Raw genomic sequence first — 16,794 nt, 5'->3', positions numbered from 1 at the left:
CCCGCCGGGGTGACCCCTACGATATCCGCGCCCGAATCTGGGTCCCGCCCCTCCGTCTGGTTCTCCATCCGCCTGAAGCTGGTACAGGTCCGATGACCACGATGATGCCCGTCGCACGCGAGACGCTGGTTGGTAATGCGCTCGCGTTGAAGGCCAACTACACCCGCATGCACAACGACATCCTGCGTGTCGTGCGGGCCATTCCTGCTGGTCGCGTCACCACGGTGGACGCCATCAGTCAGTACCTCGGTGTGCCCGCGCACCACGTGTCCTTCCTGCTGGCACGGCGTTTTGCGTGTGGCGACGGCCCCGCACCGTGGTACCGGGTTCTGGCGCATCGCGGCGCCCTCGGCCGCCCGCTCTTCGACGCGGATGGCCGTTCGCAGGCCGAATGTCTGGCCGCCGAAGGGGTCGTGGTGGGGTTTCGCGGCCGCATTGTCGATTACGCGGCCCATTACGTGGCCCCGGGAGCCTTGGGAATGGGGTTCCCCTCCGTGGTGCGCTGACCCGGTGGCCCAGTGGGGTAGGGCGTTGGCGGGCCGAGGGAGGATCGTGTATTCCGCCTCATCCGCCCGGGCGTTGGACCAGTGCATCTTTCCAGGGATAAGCACGAGGGGGAGAACGGACCGGTGAGGCTCGCCGCCTTGCCCGGTCTGGAATAGCCCGCGAGTATTCGGCGGCCTCCCGATGAGGCCGCGGCCATTGGCAGATGGCCACGCTCCGGCGTCAGAGCGATCCCAGGTCACGCGTCCCCAGTTTGTGAAACTTCCGCGCGCCAATCCATACGTTGGTCTCCGTCCGTTCCGCACGGACGATGCGCCGTATTTTTTTGGACGACGCCCGCAGATCACCGAGCTGATGGAGCGACTGCCGCGCGCACGCTTTGTTCCCCTGTTGGGAGCCCCGGGGTGCGGCAAGACATCGTTGATGCTGGCCGGTGTGGTCCCCGCGCTGCCAACCACCCCCGCTACCGCCGCGCGCGATCGATGGATCACCGCGCTGTGCCGCCCTGGCGCCGCGCCGCTGTTCCAGCTGGCTCGCGCCCTTCTCACCGTCGGCGGGGAGCCACCCGGCGCCTCGACAGACGAGGCGGCGGAGGCGTTGGCCCAGCGCCTGCGTACCGACGGGGTGGACGCCCTCTGGCCCCTGCTCCGGGCGTCTGCCAACGGCAACGACAGCCGCGAGGGGCACGGACCGCTGCTGTTGATCGTCGATCAGTTCGAGGAGCTGCTGACCGCCACGCCGCCGCTGGGGCGAACGGGCGACGGCAGCGCCATCGACCTGGCCGTCCAGCAGCAACGGGCCACCGACCGGGCGCAGCGTCTTGCCGATGCGCAGCGGTTTGTGGCGCTTCTGCTGGCCCTCACCAGTGCGTCTGACGTGCCGGTGTATGTGCTGTGCGCCATCCGCTCCGACGTGATTGGTGCCTGTGACCAGTTCGAGGGGCTGCCTGATCGCATCAATCGGGACGGATATCTGGTCCCCCCACTCAGCGACGCGCAGCTCACGGCGGCTATTGAGCAGCCTGCGCTCCTGGCGGGTGGGCAGGTGGCGCCGGAGCTGACGCAGCACTTGCTCGCGCATGGTGGAGGGTATCCCGATCTGCTGCCGGCGGTGCAACACGCGTTGTATCGCAGCTGGGACGCCCTACGCGCCGCCGATCCGTCCGCCACCGTGCTTGAATCCGCGCACCTGGATGGCGTGGGTGGGCTGGCGCTGGCGTTACCGGCGCACGTGGAGCAGCTCCTCACCGGCTACGATCGCGAGTTGGTGTCGCGGCTGTTCAAGCGCCTCACCGACACCGATGTCAGTGGACGGCGCCGCCGCCGAAGTGTGCGGCGGCAGGAATTGCGTGCCCTGCTGTTGCCACCGGACGACACCGGCACATCACCTGCAGGACTCCCTGACGTGACGGGGCGGCGCGGCGCCGCATCGGCGCGACTCGACGAGTTGCTGGCGGCGCTGACGCAGGACGGCAGCAATATCCTCACCTGCGTGCCTGACCAGACGGCAAGCAATCCGCGCTATGAGCTCACGAGCGACTGTCTCCTGCGGCAGTGGCTCACGCTCCAGACGTGGATGGACGAAGAGCGTGCCCTGGCGGAGTGGTTCTACGCGATCGCCGATCGTGCGGCGCGGTATGCGCGCGGCGCGGAGGTGGAACTGTTGCCGCGCCCGTCGTGGCAGCTGGCCCGCCAGCGATTGCACAGCGTCATCTCCGAGGCGTGGATTGCCGGTCGATACGACGATGCGGACGCGCCGCTGCGGTTGATTCAGTCGTTCGTCGAGGTAAGTCGAGGCGCCCGCTTGCGACGCACGGTGACACGCGGGGGCGTGGCCGCGCTGCTGATTGCCGTTGTGGCCCTCGTGCAGTTCCAGATCACGCAGGCGCAGGCGCACATCAAGAAGGAACAGCTGAAGACATCGCTGTACACGAGTCTGCAGCGCTTTGCCGACACCGATCCCACGTACGGCGCCGTGCTGGCGGGCTTCGTGGGCGTGGAGCTCTCGGAAGATTCGCTGCGTGAGTCTGTGTCCCGCCTGCAGGACCACCCGCGCGCGCTTCTGGAGTTGCCACGGGTAACGGCGGCGGCGATTCTCGACAGCACGCATCTGATCACGGCGCTGACCAACGGGGATGTGGCCATTGTGACGACGACCGTGCCGCAGCAGCGCATTGGCGCGCTGCCCCGTCGCAGCACGGCCATGCCGGTCACGTGGCTGGCGCTGCGCCCCAATCGCACCGTGGTGACCGTGGACGCCGCTGGCGTGGTGGAATCGTTCCGGCTGGACAATTTGCGGGCGCCTACGGCGCTGGCGAGGCGTGATTCGCTCGGCGCTGCCGTCGTGGAGCTGCGCGTGTCGGCCGACAGCAGCGCCATGGCCATGCGCACGGCGGATGGGCGTCTGCGGCTGTGGTCATCAGAGGCCAACGCCCGACCGGTGCTGGTGGCCGACTCACAGCGGGTCACGGCCGTGGCCTTTGCCGCGGTCGATGGCGATCGACTGGTGTATGCCTCGCTGCGGACGGATTCGGCCGCGCGGCGCAGCGGCCGACTCGTGGCCGTGTCGGGGCTGCGCGAGGTGCCGGTGTTCACACCGATTGCCACCGACCTGCCCGACAGCGTGCGGGCGGTGGCGTTGCCCGCCGACGGCCGAGTGCTCGCCATTGTGAACACGGATGTGCTGGAAGTGCGGGCCAACGGCGAACGCTCCACGCTGGCGAACTACCATCCCACCGGACTGGCGGTGAGCCCGGACAGCTTGGCGCAAGTGCTGGTCGGTTCGGTGGAGGGACGGGTGGATGTGCTTTTCCCCGGGCGGCTCACCACTCCGGTGCCGTTCACCCAACACGCCGACGCTTCCTCTGCCGTCTACCTGGAAGGGGGGCGCTACGTGCTCTCCGCGGCGGCCGACAACACGCTGTGGTGGACATCGCGCGATGAGCCCTCACGCCGGTATGCGCTGTTGGGCCATCGCGCTCCGGTGCAGGCGGCCCGTGCGCAGAGCAGTCACGGCTTGCTCATCACTCTCGACGACGACGGCCGACTGCGCAGTTGGCGGCCTGCCGACTGGTACCAGCGATATCTCCTGAACGGTGCGCGCAGTTCGGTGGCCCCTCTGCTGCTCAGCCGTTTTGGCGAGCGGGTGCTGACGACTTTGGCCGGCTCGCTGGTGGTGGAGGATTCGCAACGGGTGCGCACGGCCGCGACGTTGCCCGCGAGTAGCGTGCAGCTGCTGGCCGCCTCTCCCGGCGGTACGTCGGCTGTGCTGGGAGACAGCAGCGCGCAGCGCTGGTCGTGGAGTGATCGTGCGGATGTTGCCGCGAAGCCGCTGGTGCCGCTGCGTGCCGGTTTTGGCGCCAATGGCATGCGCTACAGCACCAATGGGGCGGTGTTGTTTGCCGTGCATGCCGACTCGTCCGTGTCGGTGCTGAACGCCGCCACCATGATCGAGCGTCCCTTGGCGGCGTGGGGCGCGGTGCCGGTGTGGTCCGCGCCCAGTCTTGATAGCACGGGGGCGCTGGTGGCGTACACGGACGCGCGTGGCGTGCAGGTGCGTGCGGTGAACAGCGCCCAGCTGGTGCGTCAGTTTTCGCGCAGTGGGGCCGCCCCCATGGTGTCGCAGCTGCTCTTTCCGTCGGGCAAACGGTTGTTGTGGATGCAGGCGGACGGTCGGTTGCAGCTGCGCGAACTCGCGCGGGCGGCTGACAGCGTGCCGCGGGCGCCATTTACCGGCGCGCCGGGCACGCGTATTGAAACGCTCGCGGCGCGTGCCGATGAATACGTGTTTGCGTACGTCACCGATAAAGGCGGGCTGTATCTGCTGGAAGTGTTGCCCACCTCACTGCGGCAGGTGCCCCTCACCATGCGGTTGAGCAACAACGACGCCGTGCGTCACGTGGCGTTCGATTCCACCGGCCTGCGATTGGTGGCCACGACCGCTTTTGGCGGCGTGTATGTGTGGGAATTGTGGTGGGACGCCGCCGCGAGCCGCATGGAGGCCCGCCCGCTCCTGCAGCGGACACATACTCCCCGCGTCCCACGCACCGCGCCGGTGCAGATGGCTGCCACCGTCTTCTCGCGCGACGGGAAGCGGCTGCACTCCGTGATGCACCTGCCCGGGCAGCCCTCGCGCCGTATGTCCTGGGATCTTGACGCCAATCTCGTGCGGCAGCAGGCCGACCAGTGGCAGAGCCGCTGCGTAGATTTTGCGTCGCTGTTCAACGAGGCGTCGCGGGAGTTTACCCGTGACGCCTCCACCTGTCGCTTTGATGTGAGCACGGCGGGGCCAGCGCGGCAGCGCTGACCGAACGCCGGCGGGTCAGCCGGCGGCTTCCATCATCTTGTGAGCGGCGCCGCAGCTTGAGCGGATGACCAGCTGTGCCGGCAGAATCTCATGATTCGCCGGTACCGCCGTGCCCCCGCCACGCAGCGTCTCAATGAGGCGCAGTGCCGCCCGCTCGCCCAGCGAAAAAATGGGCATGCGGACGGTGGTCAGTGGCGGCGACAGATAGCGTGTCATGGGCGTGTCGTCGAAGCCCGTCACGGCAATGTCGTCCGGCACCCGCAGGTCGGCGTCCTTGATCGCCGAAATGACACCCACCGCCATGGTATCGTTGGCGGCAAAAATGGCATCGGGACGGGCACCGCTCTGCAGCAGCTGAGTAACCACCTCGTACGCGGTGTCCATGCGGAACTCACCAGAGAGTTCCGTGAGCTCGCAGTCGTCGTACCAGTTGGCCACTTCACGCACCGCGTGCAGTCGCTCGCTGGCGTCCACCTGCCCGGCGGGTCCGCGCAAGAACACAATCTTGCGATGCCCCAGCGACAGCAGATGTTTCATCATGGCGGCCGCACCCTGGAAGTTGTTCACCGACAAGGCGGCAAACGCCCCCACATCGCTGCCGGCGCCCACCAGAACCGTTGGGTAGCGCTCGGCGACCTCAGCCAATGTTGCACGGGCGGCTACGGACGGAGACACCGCCAGAAAGCCATCCACGCGCCCCCGCATGTTGCTCACCGCCGCGGCAATCTCGTTGGCCTCGCGCCGCGCGCTGGTGACCAGCGTGAGAAAGCCATGCTTCTTGGCGGTTTCATCAATGCCGCGAATGAACTCGGAAAAGAACTCGCCGTACAGCTCAGGCAGCAGCACGCCCAGCGTTCTGGTGCGTCGCACCACCACCGCCCGCGTTCCGCCGTGGGGGGCGTAGCCCATCTTGTCCACCACCGAGCGCACTCGATCGCGGGTGTCTTCGGTCACGCGGGCCGCATCGTTGAGCACGCGGGACACCGTGGCAATGGACACGCCGGCGGCTTTGGCGACGTCGCGAATGGTGGGAGTGGGGCGACTGCTCACGCGAATCTCGACCGAGGGAGGCGGGAAACGAGAACCGCGTCGCGCAGGGCTGCGTGACGCGGGGTTCGGACTGGCGTTCCTATTTTTAAATGATGTAACGCGTTTCAGAAAATTTCAACTGTTTTCAGGTCGTTACATCGCCTTTTTGATTGCGACATCCAGATTTTGGGTGCCGCCAACGCCGGTGTAGACGATTTTCCCAGACTTGTCCACCACCACGACATAGCTCGTGGCCGGCACATCGTAGGCGCCGCTAACGGTGCCTTTGCGATCGTAGAGCAGGTCGCCCGGGAGCTTGTTGGCCGCCTGCCACGCCTTAACGCGCTCGATGGACTGATTGACCGACACGGCCACCGTGACGAACCGGACGCTCTTGCCGTACTTCGTGTGCGCCGCCCGCATGGCAGGCTCCAGCTGCTTACAGTTGCCGCACCACGTGGCCCAGAACTCGATCACGGCGGGCTGTTTGCCCACCAGCGTCGAGAGGTCCACGGTCTGTCCGGTCAGTGTTTCGAGGGGCCCGCCGGGGGCCTGCTCGCCAACGGCGATGCCGAGGTCCTGGGCAAAAGCGGGGGCGGCGGTGAGGGCGATGGCGATTGCGGCGACCCGCAAACGCTTGAACAGATCAGTCATGAGTTCCGGGTTGGGGTTTCGGGTCGTGGGTGGTTCGACCCGGTACTCCGGACCCGAACCCATTACCCGAAACTGATCAGTTGAACCACACGGGCGGTTAAAAGTAGACCTGCCCCATTTTCACCAGGTAATACTCGGCCATTGCGATCATCACAAACGCAAAGCCTTTTTTAACCGTCAGCATCCACGCACCAGCGCGCGGTAATCGCGACAGTGTCCCGGCTGATACCCCGACCAGCACCAGAAGGGTGCACATGCCGAGGGAGAAGGTGAAGAGGTAGGTGAAGCCCAGCAGCGCCGACTTGGTGGTGGAAACCCAAGTGAGCACGGCCGCCATGACCGGCGCCGAACAGGGGGCGGCCACAAGCCCGGAGGCGGCGCCCATGATGAGTGCGCCAGCGGCCCGCCCGCCGGTCCCTGCATTGGCGGCGCGCTGCATGATGGCCGATGGCACCCGCACCGGAATCACGTCCAGCATGGACAGTCCGGCCACCATGAGCAGGTTGGCCATGGTGAAGTACGCCCACGGGTTCGCGGACACGGTCCCGAACATGGTTCCGGTGAGCCCGGCCAGCAACCCCAGCCCGGCATAGACACTCGCCAATCCCGCCACATACAGCATGGAAAGGCCAAGAGGGCGCCATCGTGACACTTTGGTGGCGCCCAACTGCTCCGATGATGACTGTCCTCCAACGATCGCGGCCGTGATCGGGATCATCGGATAGACGCACGGCGTGAGGCTGGTGAGCACCCCCGCACCGAACAGGAACGGGAGCGCGGCCGCCGGGTTGCCGGAGAGCTGCGCGGTGAGGTCGGAGATCTGAAGCAGTGCAGGCATTGCCGACAATACGGCCCCGGGGGCGCCAGCGTTCCCGCTTCGGCAGTGCGGGAGGGCGTCCTGGGCTACTTGAGGCTGCTCTGCCGTCGTTCGGCCTTGTCCAGTAGGTCGAAGAACGCCAGCAGCAAATCGTAGTCGAGCTCCCGGCCAGCCTGCAGCCGCATGTGATGCAGCGTACGGGCGCGCGGCCACGCCGCACGGTACGGGCGTTCCGTGCTGAGGGCGTCGTACACGTCGCACACCTGCACCAGCCGGCTCACGTAGTGCGTCCGCCGCGGGAACTGGAAGGCGGGATAGCCTCCTGTGCCGTCCGCCCAGACATGGTGCTCATACGCCACGATCGCAGACAGCGAGTTGCCGGCCCCACGGTCGCTCAGCAGGCGGGCACCTTCCACCGGGTGTGTACGCATCAACTCGCGCTCGGCGTCGGACAGCCCACCGTTCTTGCGCAGCAGCGCTTCCGGGAGCCGCACCTTGCCGATGTCGTGCAGCAGAGCCGCCGTGCCAACAGCCCGCACATCCCGCGATCCGAAGCCCAGCTGCTCGGCCAGCCCCATGGACAGCATCGACACGTTGCAGGCGTGTACCGTGGTGTACTGGTCCACCGACTTGAGCGACACCAGCGGCAGCAACGAACCGTGTTCGGCCTGCATGGCCAGCGATAGCCCGCGGATAACCGCTTCGACTTCCGCCATGGGCACCCGGGAATCGCTGGTGGCCTTGGCGGTAATCCAGGTGAGTGTCTCCAGCTCTTCCTGAAGCCCGTCGGCGATGAGGGCGTCCATCAATTCTCCGCCATCGTCCGCGCGCGCGCCAGCGGCGCGGGGCGCTTGGCCTGAGGACTCACCGGGGCCATCACTCAGCAACCCCACCGGCCCCAGGCGGATGCCGGGAAACGTGTGCACATGACTGATTGGGGTGCCGTGTGGCCCGGCGGCGGCATGCAATGTCTCGAGCAGCTCTCCAATGGTCTCGTCGTCCGGGAGTTCCCCGTCGAACTCCAACCGCTGGATGCCGGCCGCGCCAAGGCGCTGCGCGAGTTCTCCCGCGCGAACATCGTGCAGCGGGTGAACGCCGAGAATGACATCACCGTCCAGGAACGTCAGTCGAAGGGGGTGTACGGCCTGTAAAGCGGCCCAGAGGCGCTCGTGTACCCGCGCCCGACTGGCGGCGCGGGACGGGTGTCCCGGACCATACAGGGCCATCGCCGCCAAGGCCTGGCCCAGCGTGGTGAGCCACTCAGAGACGATCGCCGTGGCCGCCGGCGAGGTGGCGAGTTCGGTACTCATGCGGCGGCTCCCAGGGCACCGGCTTTGCGCGCCAGTGTCAGCACCGGTGCGGCCTCAGGGTCGGCTGCGAAGGTGGTGGACAGCACATGCAGTGCGGCGCGCACCGTGTCGGTGAGGGTCGCCAGCTTTGTGGACCCGGTGAGACGGGCGCGACGGGTGGTGTGGGCAATGAGCCAGCTGCGCACCTCGGCCTGACGTGTGCCGGCCACGGCGCGCACGGCCTTGTCGCGAAGTTCGAGGGGGAGATTTTCCTGGTCGGCCAGCGTCAGCAGCCGGAGCGCGACGTCAGTGGGCAACTCGTCCTTGCGTTGCACATAGGCCACGTCAACGGCGGCGTGCTGTACCTCCGCCGTGCTGTCGTCGAGGGCGCGGCGCAGCGCCGAGGCGCGGACAGACGGCACCGAGGCGAGCAGTCGAATTGCTTCACGCCGCACGGCCACATGCTCATGCCGTTGAAAGAGCAGCAGCGGGCCTACCATGAGCCGGGCCGATGCCTCTGGGGTGGCCACCAGCAGGTCGCGCAGCAGCGACAACAGATTCCGCGCCAGAAACCAGGGCATGGGCGCTGCCAACCGCTGCAACACGGCGTCGATGATGCTGCTGTCCATCGTCCGCATGCGATCAAAGATCAACCGTCGGCCGGCGCGGGTGTCGCACTGTTCGAGGGCGTCAATGAGCACGGGCGCCACATCTTCGTGTGTGGCGTCCAGCAGCTGTTTGGCCGCCGCACTATCCAGCGGATTGGCCAGCAGCGTACGCGAGATGGCACTGGGGGTCAGGGTCAGGTCGCGCAGCTGGCGTCTGGTGGGTTCGCTTTGGGCGCGGTCGGCCCACGCCAGCACGGTGCTGGAGTGTCCGGTGTCGGCCAGTCGCTTCACGGCCAGCGCCGCGTCCTCCGAGACCAGGTCCATCTCACACGCCATCTGCACCAGCCGGGCCGCTTCCTGCGAGGCCGAATCGAACTGGACGGCAGCGTCCTTGGCTGGCTTACCGTCGCGGGCACTCCACTCGGCGAGGGTATCCAGCAGGGCGGCGTGTTCGGCCGGGTTGGCGTGCTGCATGTCCCATCCGCCCACCAGTTCGGCGGCGGTTTCGCGCAGCGCATCATCAACCGCTTCCGGGCGTCGGCCGCGAAAGTGCACCGACATTTTCGACAGCAGCCGCAACAGGTGTGGCGACAGGTCCTGTCCGGTGGCACCGGCGGCCGAGTGGAGCCAGCGTACGACCGCAGCGGCGGGGAGCACGTTGACCACGTTCCGTACGAGGCGTGAGCGATCGGCCCGGCCGGCGACGCGCAGGGTGGCGACAATGGCGCCCTGGTCGGTGGCCGACAGTAGCTCCTGCAGCCGTTCGCCGATGGTATCGCGCACGGCGCGCGGGGCCATGGAGACCCCATCGGCCAGGGTGCTGAGGGCGTCGAAGGCCCGTTGGGCCGATGTGTCGCTGGTGGACGCGGCGGAGAGCGCTGTGGCGAGGGTGGAGGCCGACGCGCTGTCGGGGGTGTCGGACGGGTTGGCGCCCGGGTTGGCGGCGGTGTCGAGCATGCGTTCCGCCAGCGCCCGCCAGAGCTGGGTGATCTCCACCCGAATGGCTTCCTCGTCGGCGAGCCCCAGCTGCTCGTAGTCAATGCGGCCAAGCGCGATCCCCGCGATGACCGGCAGTGGCTCCTGCAATGAGGGGTCGTTGAGGCGACGCGAAAGCAGCCGCACCAGGTGACTTACCGCCTCAAGGGTGACACCGCGCTGGAGCCGGACGGTACCAATGCCCATGCTGTGCAGACGGGACGCCAGCTCGCGGACCACGTTGCCGCCGGCCTGCAGCAGGGTGCCGTTTACCAGGAGCTCACGATTGGCCACCGCGAGTGCGAGGGTCGGCTCGCCGGTCAGGTACTGGGTCAGGGCGTCGGTCAGCGCCTGATCGGCCTGCACCGCCATGGGGTGCGCGTCGGCATACGCTCGCCGACGCGCAATCGCAATGGCCAGTCGAGACAGCAGCGACTGGACCAACGTGGTGGCATCGGGGGACGCGGCGACGGAAGTGGACATGGCGGTTGCTTCATAATATCGACCGCCGGCGAGGAGAACTGGATGGCTGGGGAGGTTAAAAATTTCGGAATGGGGAAGGCCAGGCGGGTCGGTTGCGGCGGGCAGGCTTCCGGACCCGGGTAGATTACGCCCCGTATATGCCATTGCCATTCCGGCTCCGGCGTTCCTTCTCCGTCTCCGTTTCCATGGCTCCGCAGTTCATCTATGTGATGAAGGCGTTGCGCAAGGTGGTTCCACCTTCGCGCATCATCCTCGACGACATCTGGCTGTCTTTCTACCCCGGCGCAAAGATCGGCGTCCTCGGTCCCAACGGGGCCGGTAAGTCGTCGTTGCTGCGCATCATGGCGGGCGTGGATACGGAGTTTCAGGGCGAAGCGTGGGCGCACAAGGGCACGCGCATCGGCTACCTGAGTCAGGAGCCGGAGCTGGACGCGTCGTTGGATGTGCGTGGCAACGTGGAGCTCGCCGTGAAGACCCATCGTGACGCGCTGAACGAGTACAACGAGATCTCGCTCAAGTTCGCCGAACCCGATGCGGACTTTGATGTGCTGATGACGCGTCAGGGCAAGTTGCAGGAGTACATCGATCAGCACGACCTCTGGAATCTCGACAACAAGATCGATGTCGCGATGGACGCTCTGCGCTTGCCGCCGGGCGATGCCGACGTGACGGTGTTGTCGGGTGGTGAAAAGCGTCGCGTGGCGCTGTGCCGCCTGTTGCTCGAAGAGCCGGACATGCTGCTGCTGGACGAACCCACCAACCATTTGGACGCCGAGTCGGTGGCGTGGCTCGAGCACTTCCTCGAGAAGTTCGCGGGCACCGTGGTGGCCATTACCCACGATCGCTACTTCCTGGACAATGTGGCCAAGTGGATTCTCGAGCTCGATCGCGGCAAGGGTGTGCCGTACGAGGGGAACTACAGCGGCTGGCTGGAGCAGAAGCAGGCGCGTATGGCGCTGGAAGAAAAGCAGGCCAGTGCGCGTCAGAAGACGCTCACGAAGGAACTCGAGTGGGTGCGCATGTCGCCGCGTGCACGGCAGGCCAAGAACAAGGCGCGTCTGCAGGCGTATGAGGATCTGGCCAGTGAAGCGCAGAACGATCGCGTGATGAGCAACGAAATCATCATCCCACCGGCACCGCGCCTGGGCAACGATGTGGTGCGCGCGAAGGGTTTGAAGAAGGCGTTCGGTGACAAGCTGCTCTTCGAGAATCTCAACTTCGATCTGCCGCGCGCGGGCATCGTGGGGATCATTGGCCCCAACGGTGCCGGTAAGACGACGCTGTTCCGCATGATCAACGGGCTGGAGCAGCCGGACGGCGGCGAGCTGACGGTGGGCGAAACGGTGCAGATCTCGTATCAGGATCAGCAGCGCACGCTGGAAGGGAAGCGCACAGTGTGGGAAGAGATTTCCGGTGGACGCGAAACCATTCCGGTGGGGAAGCGCGAACTCAATTCCCGCGCGTACGCCGCGAGCTTCAACTTCAAGGGGGCCGACCAGCAGAAGCTGGTCGCCAACCTGTCGGGTGGTGAGCGCAACCGGTTGCATCTGGCCAAGACCGTGATGCAGGGCGGCAACTTGCTGTTGCTTGACGAACCGACGAACGATCTTGATGTCGATACGCTGCGCGCGCTCGAAGAAGCGGTGATCGACTTCTCCGGCTGCGCGGTGATCATTTCTCACGATCGCTGGTTCCTGGATCGTGTGGCCACGCACATTCTGGCGTTCGAGGGTGACTCGGAAGTGGTGTGGTTTGAGGGGAACTACGGCGCGTACATCGAGGACTTGAAAAAGAGGAAAGGCCCCGATGCCGACCAGCCGCACCGCATCAAGTATCGGAAGTTGGTGCGATAACGTACGTGCCACGCAAAACGGCCGGCCCGCGAAGTTTCGCGGTGCCGGCCGTTTTGCATTGACGCAGCTACTTCGCTGAAGCCGGGAACGCCGGCAGCTTGGCTATGTCGCGCTGGTCGTGCTGGATGATGACCGTCGCCTTGAGGTTCCGGGCGATCTGCTTGAAGCGATCGAGCGACGCGAGCGTGGCCGCGCGATCGGTATTGAAGCTCGGCACGCCGTTGTTGTTGTAGTTCTCGTGGAAGTGCGCGAGGTCACCGGTGAGCAGCACGTTGCCGGTCTCTTTCAGGCGCACGAGCAAGCTGCGGTGGCCAGGCGTGTGCCCCGGCATGTTCAGAATGACGACCGAGCCGTCGCCGAATACGTCACGATCGCCAGTCAGCGGTTCCACCTTGCTGCCCCCGGTGAGCCAGGGCGCAATGGACGATTGGTTGGGCGTCAGCTTGGCGTCGGAGAGTACTTCCCAGTCGCCTTTGCCCACGAGCAGCGTGGCCTGAGGAAAGAGGCTCGTCTGGCCAATGTGGTCGCCATGTGAGTGGCTGAGCCCCACGAACTTGATCTGCGCCGGCGTGACACCGAGCTGCGGCAACAGCTCTGGAATGCTCGCCTTGGGGGCCGTCGGGGCGTTGCCTTTGGCAAACCCCGTGTCCCAGATGAGCACGTCGTCGCCGTGGCGTATGACGTAGCAGCTGTACACCAGCTGCACCTTGAGCCCGTTGTAGGCGTACGTGTCGGAAAAGCGCAGCCCCACATCGGTGGGCGCGGCATTGGTGCCGCACTCAAGACGGGAGAGGGACACGGCGGGCGCCGTAGTTGCCGGTTGCGCGTGGACCACAGTTGCCGTGGACAGCGCAGCGAGCCACACCGTGGCAATCGCGGGAATGATCGCGGTGGTGTGTGAGAGAAGGCGCGGCATGCTCATGTGGCGTAGAAGAACTTTTCTTCCGTGATCTTGCCGTCGCGCACGGTGTAGAGCCCGACCTCGTCCATCTGCACCCGCTTCCCTGTTTCCTTCTGGGTAATGTCGAACTGGAAGCGCACAATGAACTGATCGCCGTTCGGCCACGGGCCGTCTACACTGGCGCCGTGCACCTCGTGGGCGCCTTGCCACCAATGCGCCTTGCCAAGCACCCCTTCCCGTCCGTGAACTTCGCGCATGGGTTCCATCACTTCGAGACTGATCACATCATCCGCGTACAGCGTCTCGATCGCTTCGATGTTGCGTCCTTCGCGGCACAGAGCGACGAGCTGATTGGCAATGTCCTTGGTGTCCAATTCTGGTCTCCGGTAGGGGTGTGCGGGTAATCTGCGCGTCGTGCGTGCGCTGTCCATCACGAATAGGTCACGAGAGGTGACAGGCTGCCGAGGGCAGTGTGTTTCGGCACGCGCTATCGCTTGCGCTCCCATGCCACATCCCAGACGGTCGCGCCCTTCCGGTAGCCCACAATGGGCCCCAAAACGATGCCGGCGGCGGCCCCGAGAAACATGCCGCCGATCGGTGCCGAGGGCTCGCTGCCGGCGGCGACCATTCCGATGGCCGTACCCCCCACGGTACCAATCAGAAACCCGGTGGCCAGCCCGAAGGCGGCCCCGAGGGCGCCGCTCTGGCGGCGCACCTGCAGGCACCGCGCCGTCTGATAGGGAAAGGTGGCGGTGTCTCCGGTCGCTGTCGCAATGCGCAGCACCGAATCGGCGGCGGACACGAACAGCCCCTCGGCGAAGTGCACCTTTCCCTCTACCTCGTGGCTCACCCGCACGCTCGTGCCTGCCACAGGCATGGGCACCGCGCGTTGTCCGCGGAAGTAGATGAACGGGGCCGCCGGATAGAACGCCAGCGACGCCACGACGCGACGGGTCTTTTCGCCCCCGGTGCGCGGGCAGGAGGCCGAAAGCGTTTGGGCCGGCAGGAGCGACAGACCGCCCAGCAACAGGATGACGGAAGGAACACGCATGCAGCACCGGAGGCAGAGGGGGAGGGGATCTGACTTGAGAATGCATGGCACAGGATGTCGTGGCCATACGTCAACTGGCGTACCGGCCTCCTGAGCTGGCGTCGAGTTGACACATCACCGCCCGGCGCGACAGTTTTGGATCAGCGCGCCACTGGGGCGCCTCCTGTCCGCGGCAAGGGAGCCAGCTCCCACCCAGCGCTGTTGCAGTCCTTACGAGCCCTTCTTCCTGGCCATTCGTAAGCGGACGCTGGCCGTAACGGAAGGAAGGTGTACCATGACCCGATCGCTCTCGCCGAAGAGCTCCGTGGACGTCCTCAAACAGGACGCCAAGCGCTGGTTGGCGGCACTCCGTCGTGCCGAACCCGATGCCCGCGCCCGTCTGATGGCCGTGTGGCCTACCGCCCCGGCCGCCCCCACCCTCCGCGATGTGCAGCAGGCCCTCGCCCGCGAGTATGGGATGGCGGATTGGAAGGCGCTGCTCGTGGCGCTTGACGCCCTGGCGCTCGACCGCCAGTCGCACGCGGAACGGGTAGCCGTCCTGTTGCGTCACGGTTGGGATGGCGATGCCGCGCTCGCGCGGCGCATCGTGGCCCGGTACCCCGCGGTGCGGCGCGACAATCTGTTTGTGGCCGCGGCGTGTGGTGAGGTAGACGAGGTGCGCCGACTGCTCGCGAACGACGCGGCGCTTGCTCACGCCACGGACCCGGCGCGCGGCTGGACCGCTTTGCTGCACGTGGCCTATGGTCGGCTGGACGCGGAACAGGCCGTGGCCATCGCGCAGCTACTGCTTGATGCCGGAGCGGACCCCAACGCCCGCTTCGACGACGGTTGGGGGAATCCGTTTACGGCGGTGACCGGCGTGATTGGACAGGGGGAAGGGGTCAAACCCACGCATCCGCAGGCCGCTGCGCTTACGGCACTGCTGCTCGAGCGCGGCGCCGATCCGTTTGATACGCAGGCCCTGTACAACACGTCCATCGTGAATGATGACGTCACGTGGACGGCGCTGCTTTGGGAGCAGTGCGACCCGTCGACGCGCATGGCCGTCTGGTCGCGGGTGGATGGGCCGGCCCTGGGCGGCAAGATCAAGGTCGGTACCCTCAACTACCTGCTCGGGAATGCTGTCAGCAGCGGGCATCTGCTGCGCGCGCAGTGGCTGCTGCAGCACGGCGCCAGTGCGAACACCGTGCACTCGTATTCGGGGCATCGGGTGCACACCATGGCGCGCCTGGCTGGCAACACGGCCATGGCCGCGCTGCTGGAAGCGCATGGCGCCACGGTGGAGCCACTGCAGGGCGAGCGGGCGCTCATGGCGGCGCTGATGGCGGGCGAGGAGGCCGCCGTGCGTGCACTCGTGGCCACGCAGCCGTCGGCGCTGCGCAGCCCTGCCGTACTGCACGCAGCGGCCAGCAAGGGCAACGCCACTGCGGTGTCGTTGGCGCTCGAGTTGGGGGCCGCGGTCAACGCCACCGATTTCGAAGGGGCCACAGCGCTGCATCAGGCCGCCCACGCTGGCTCGCTCGCCGTGGTGGACGTCCTGCTGGGCGCCGGCGCTGAGGTGGACGTGCGTGAGCGCAAGTGGCAGGGGACGCCCATGAGCTGGGCGTGCGTGCTCGGGCGACATGCCGTAGCCGAACGCCTGGCTCCGCTCACTCGCGACGTGCGTGCGCTGGCACGCACTGCGCGGCTGGCGCGGCTGCAGGAGGTGCTGCAGGAGTCGCCGGCGCTGGCCAACCACCAGATCCCCACGGTGGACCAACCCACGCCGCTGTTCTGCCTGCCCGACGACGAACATGACGCCGCTGCGGTCGCCACGGTGCTGCTGTTCCACGGTGCCAATCCGGCCACGAAGAACGCCGCCGGGCAGACGGCGGAGCAGGCGGCACGCCGGCGGGGCCTGGATGAGGCCGCTGATCTGATGGCGCAGCGTATGGCGGCTTTTGCTCCCTGACCGGGCGCCCGGGAGCGCTGCCAGTGCGGTCGTCGTTCACACCGGGGCCAGCGGGTATTCATGGTGGGACCTGCCTTCAGCGCCGTCTCACCGAGGTCACCCTCGGCGAGGTGTACCAGGCGGTGTACGACGACCTGCCCGCGCTGCCCATGCATACCGGCAATGCGGCCTGTCCCATTGGTCGCGAGATGTTTCTGGCCCTGTATTCGCCATTGCAGATGGCGGAGGCGGCGATGCGGGAATCGTTGATGCAGACCACGGTGGCCGAAGTGGCCGCCAAGGTATGGCGGGCGCAACGACGCTGACGCCCTGTCGGGGACGACCTGATATCGTGGCATGAAACACGCCCTAGCGTGAGGTAACCCCTCACCGCT

The 16,794-nt window shown here is 66.6% G+C and carries 13 protein-coding genes; 5 read left to right on the top strand and 8 right to left on the bottom strand.

Going from position 1 to position 16,794, the window contains the following annotated elements; translation table 11 throughout:
* Positions 1–101: 101 nt before the first annotated feature.
* Positions 102–506 (top strand): MGMT family protein, encoded by a 405-nt coding sequence (locus tag GEMMAAP_RS20675; RefSeq protein ID WP_158514912.1) that lies wholly within the window; start codon positions 102–104, stop codon positions 504–506.
* A gap of 253 nt (positions 507–759) precedes the next feature.
* Positions 760–4,809 carry an NACHT and WD repeat domain-containing protein gene (locus GEMMAAP_RS17135; RefSeq protein WP_026848235.1) on the top strand — a complete coding sequence of 1,350 codons (4,050 nt, stop codon included), beginning with the start codon at positions 760–762 and terminating at the stop codon, positions 4,807–4,809.
* Positions 4,810–4,824: 15 nt separating this feature from the next.
* Here GEMMAAP_RS17135 and GEMMAAP_RS17130 read toward each other — a convergent pair whose 3' ends face one another.
* From GEMMAAP_RS17130 to GEMMAAP_RS17110, 5 genes are all read right to left on the bottom strand, one after another.
* Positions 4,825–5,859: a LacI family DNA-binding transcriptional regulator gene (locus tag GEMMAAP_RS17130; protein WP_043579345.1), complete on the bottom strand. Its 1,035-nt coding sequence runs from the start codon at positions 5,857–5,859 to the stop codon at positions 4,825–4,827.
* A gap of 132 nt (positions 5,860–5,991) precedes the next feature.
* Positions 5,992–6,492, bottom strand: a complete 501-nt coding sequence (locus GEMMAAP_RS17125) for a TlpA family protein disulfide reductase (RefSeq protein ID WP_158514911.1) — start codon at positions 6,490–6,492, stop codon at positions 5,992–5,994.
* Positions 6,493–6,589: 97 nt separating this feature from the next.
* The gene (locus GEMMAAP_RS17120) at positions 6,590–7,330 is read right to left on the bottom strand and encodes a cytochrome c biogenesis protein CcdA (RefSeq protein ID WP_053333579.1); all 741 of its coding nucleotides are present in this window, start codon (positions 7,328–7,330) and stop codon (positions 6,590–6,592) included.
* A gap of 65 nt (positions 7,331–7,395) precedes the next feature.
* Positions 7,396–8,619 (bottom strand): HD-GYP domain-containing protein, encoded by a 1,224-nt coding sequence (locus GEMMAAP_RS17115; RefSeq protein WP_026848237.1) that lies wholly within the window; start codon positions 8,617–8,619, stop codon positions 7,396–7,398.
* Positions 8,616–10,664 (bottom strand): hypothetical protein, encoded by a 2,049-nt coding sequence (locus tag GEMMAAP_RS17110; RefSeq protein ID WP_026848238.1) that lies wholly within the window; start codon positions 10,662–10,664, stop codon positions 8,616–8,618. Before GEMMAAP_RS17110 ends, GEMMAAP_RS17115 begins: the two co-directional genes overlap by 4 nt.
* A gap of 185 nt (positions 10,665–10,849) precedes the next feature.
* Between GEMMAAP_RS17110 and ettA the strand changes: the two genes are divergently transcribed.
* A complete protein-coding gene (gene ettA / locus GEMMAAP_RS17105; RefSeq protein ID WP_026848239.1) occupies positions 10,850–12,517 on the top strand; it encodes an energy-dependent translational throttle protein EttA in 1,668 nt (555 codons plus the stop codon).
* A gap of 67 nt (positions 12,518–12,584) precedes the next feature.
* On the opposite strand, the gene GEMMAAP_RS17100 is transcribed toward ettA, so the two are convergent.
* The 3 genes from GEMMAAP_RS17100 to GEMMAAP_RS17090 all read right to left on the bottom strand — a co-directional run bounded on the left by GEMMAAP_RS17100 (position 12,585) and on the right by GEMMAAP_RS17090 (position 14,469).
* Positions 12,585–13,433, bottom strand: a complete 849-nt coding sequence (locus tag GEMMAAP_RS17100) for an N-acyl homoserine lactonase family protein (RefSeq protein ID WP_026848240.1) — start codon at positions 13,431–13,433, stop codon at positions 12,585–12,587.
* A gap of 2 nt (positions 13,434–13,435) precedes the next feature.
* Positions 13,436–13,792: a nuclear transport factor 2 family protein gene (locus GEMMAAP_RS17095; RefSeq protein WP_026848241.1), complete on the bottom strand. Its 357-nt coding sequence runs from the start codon at positions 13,790–13,792 to the stop codon at positions 13,436–13,438.
* A gap of 113 nt (positions 13,793–13,905) precedes the next feature.
* Positions 13,906–14,469, bottom strand: coding sequence for a hypothetical protein (locus GEMMAAP_RS17090; RefSeq protein ID WP_026848242.1), 564 nt, complete (start codon positions 14,467–14,469; stop codon positions 13,906–13,908).
* 274 nt (positions 14,470–14,743) lie between these two features.
* Here GEMMAAP_RS17090 and GEMMAAP_RS17085 point away from each other — a divergent pair, with 274 nt between their 5' ends.
* Together GEMMAAP_RS17085 and GEMMAAP_RS17080 are read left to right on the top strand one after the other, a co-directional pair.
* Positions 14,744–16,420, top strand: a complete 1,677-nt coding sequence (locus GEMMAAP_RS17085; protein ID WP_026848243.1) for an ankyrin repeat domain-containing protein — start codon at positions 14,744–14,746, stop codon at positions 16,418–16,420.
* A 23-nt stretch (positions 16,421–16,443) separates the two neighbouring features.
* Entirely contained in the window at positions 16,444–16,725 is a 282-nt protein-coding gene (locus tag GEMMAAP_RS17080) for an Rrf2 family transcriptional regulator (RefSeq protein ID WP_075071556.1), read from the top strand.
* Positions 16,726–16,794 lie beyond the last annotated feature (69 nt).

Origin of the sequence: Gemmatimonas phototrophica (assembly GCF_000695095.2) — a bacterium.
Lineage (GTDB): Bacteria > Gemmatimonadota > Gemmatimonadetes > Gemmatimonadales > Gemmatimonadaceae > Gemmatimonas > Gemmatimonas phototrophica.
Note: the sequence above shows the minus strand (reverse complement) of the source record. Positions and strands in the feature narration are given on the sequence as shown.

What these genes read in the sequence shown, in the direction of transcription:
- GEMMAAP_RS20675 (WP_158514912.1), top strand. Translation starts at nt 102, where the DNA reads ATGATGCCCGTCGCACGCGAGACGCTGGTTGGTAATGCGCTCGCGTTG.
- GEMMAAP_RS17125 (WP_158514911.1), bottom strand. Translation starts at nt 6,492, where the DNA reads ATGACTGATCTGTTCAAGCGTTTGCGGGTCGCCGCAATCGCCATCGCC.
- GEMMAAP_RS17120 (WP_053333579.1), bottom strand. Translation starts at nt 7,330, where the DNA reads ATGCCTGCACTGCTTCAGATCTCCGACCTCACCGCGCAGCTCTCCGGC.
- GEMMAAP_RS17115 (WP_026848237.1), bottom strand. Translation starts at nt 8,619, where the DNA reads ATGAGTACCGAACTCGCCACCTCGCCGGCGGCCACGGCGATCGTCTCT.
- GEMMAAP_RS17110 (WP_026848238.1), bottom strand. Translation starts at nt 10,664, where the DNA reads ATGTCCACTTCCGTCGCCGCGTCCCCCGATGCCACCACGTTGGTCCAG.
- ettA (WP_026848239.1), top strand. Translation starts at nt 10,850, where the DNA reads ATGGCTCCGCAGTTCATCTATGTGATGAAGGCGTTGCGCAAGGTGGTT.
- GEMMAAP_RS17100 (WP_026848240.1), bottom strand. Translation starts at nt 13,433, where the DNA reads ATGCCGCGCCTTCTCTCACACACCACCGCGATCATTCCCGCGATTGCC.
- GEMMAAP_RS17090 (WP_026848242.1), bottom strand. Translation starts at nt 14,469, where the DNA reads ATGCGTGTTCCTTCCGTCATCCTGTTGCTGGGCGGTCTGTCGCTCCTG.
- GEMMAAP_RS17085 (WP_026848243.1), top strand. Translation starts at nt 14,744, where the DNA reads ATGACCCGATCGCTCTCGCCGAAGAGCTCCGTGGACGTCCTCAAACAG.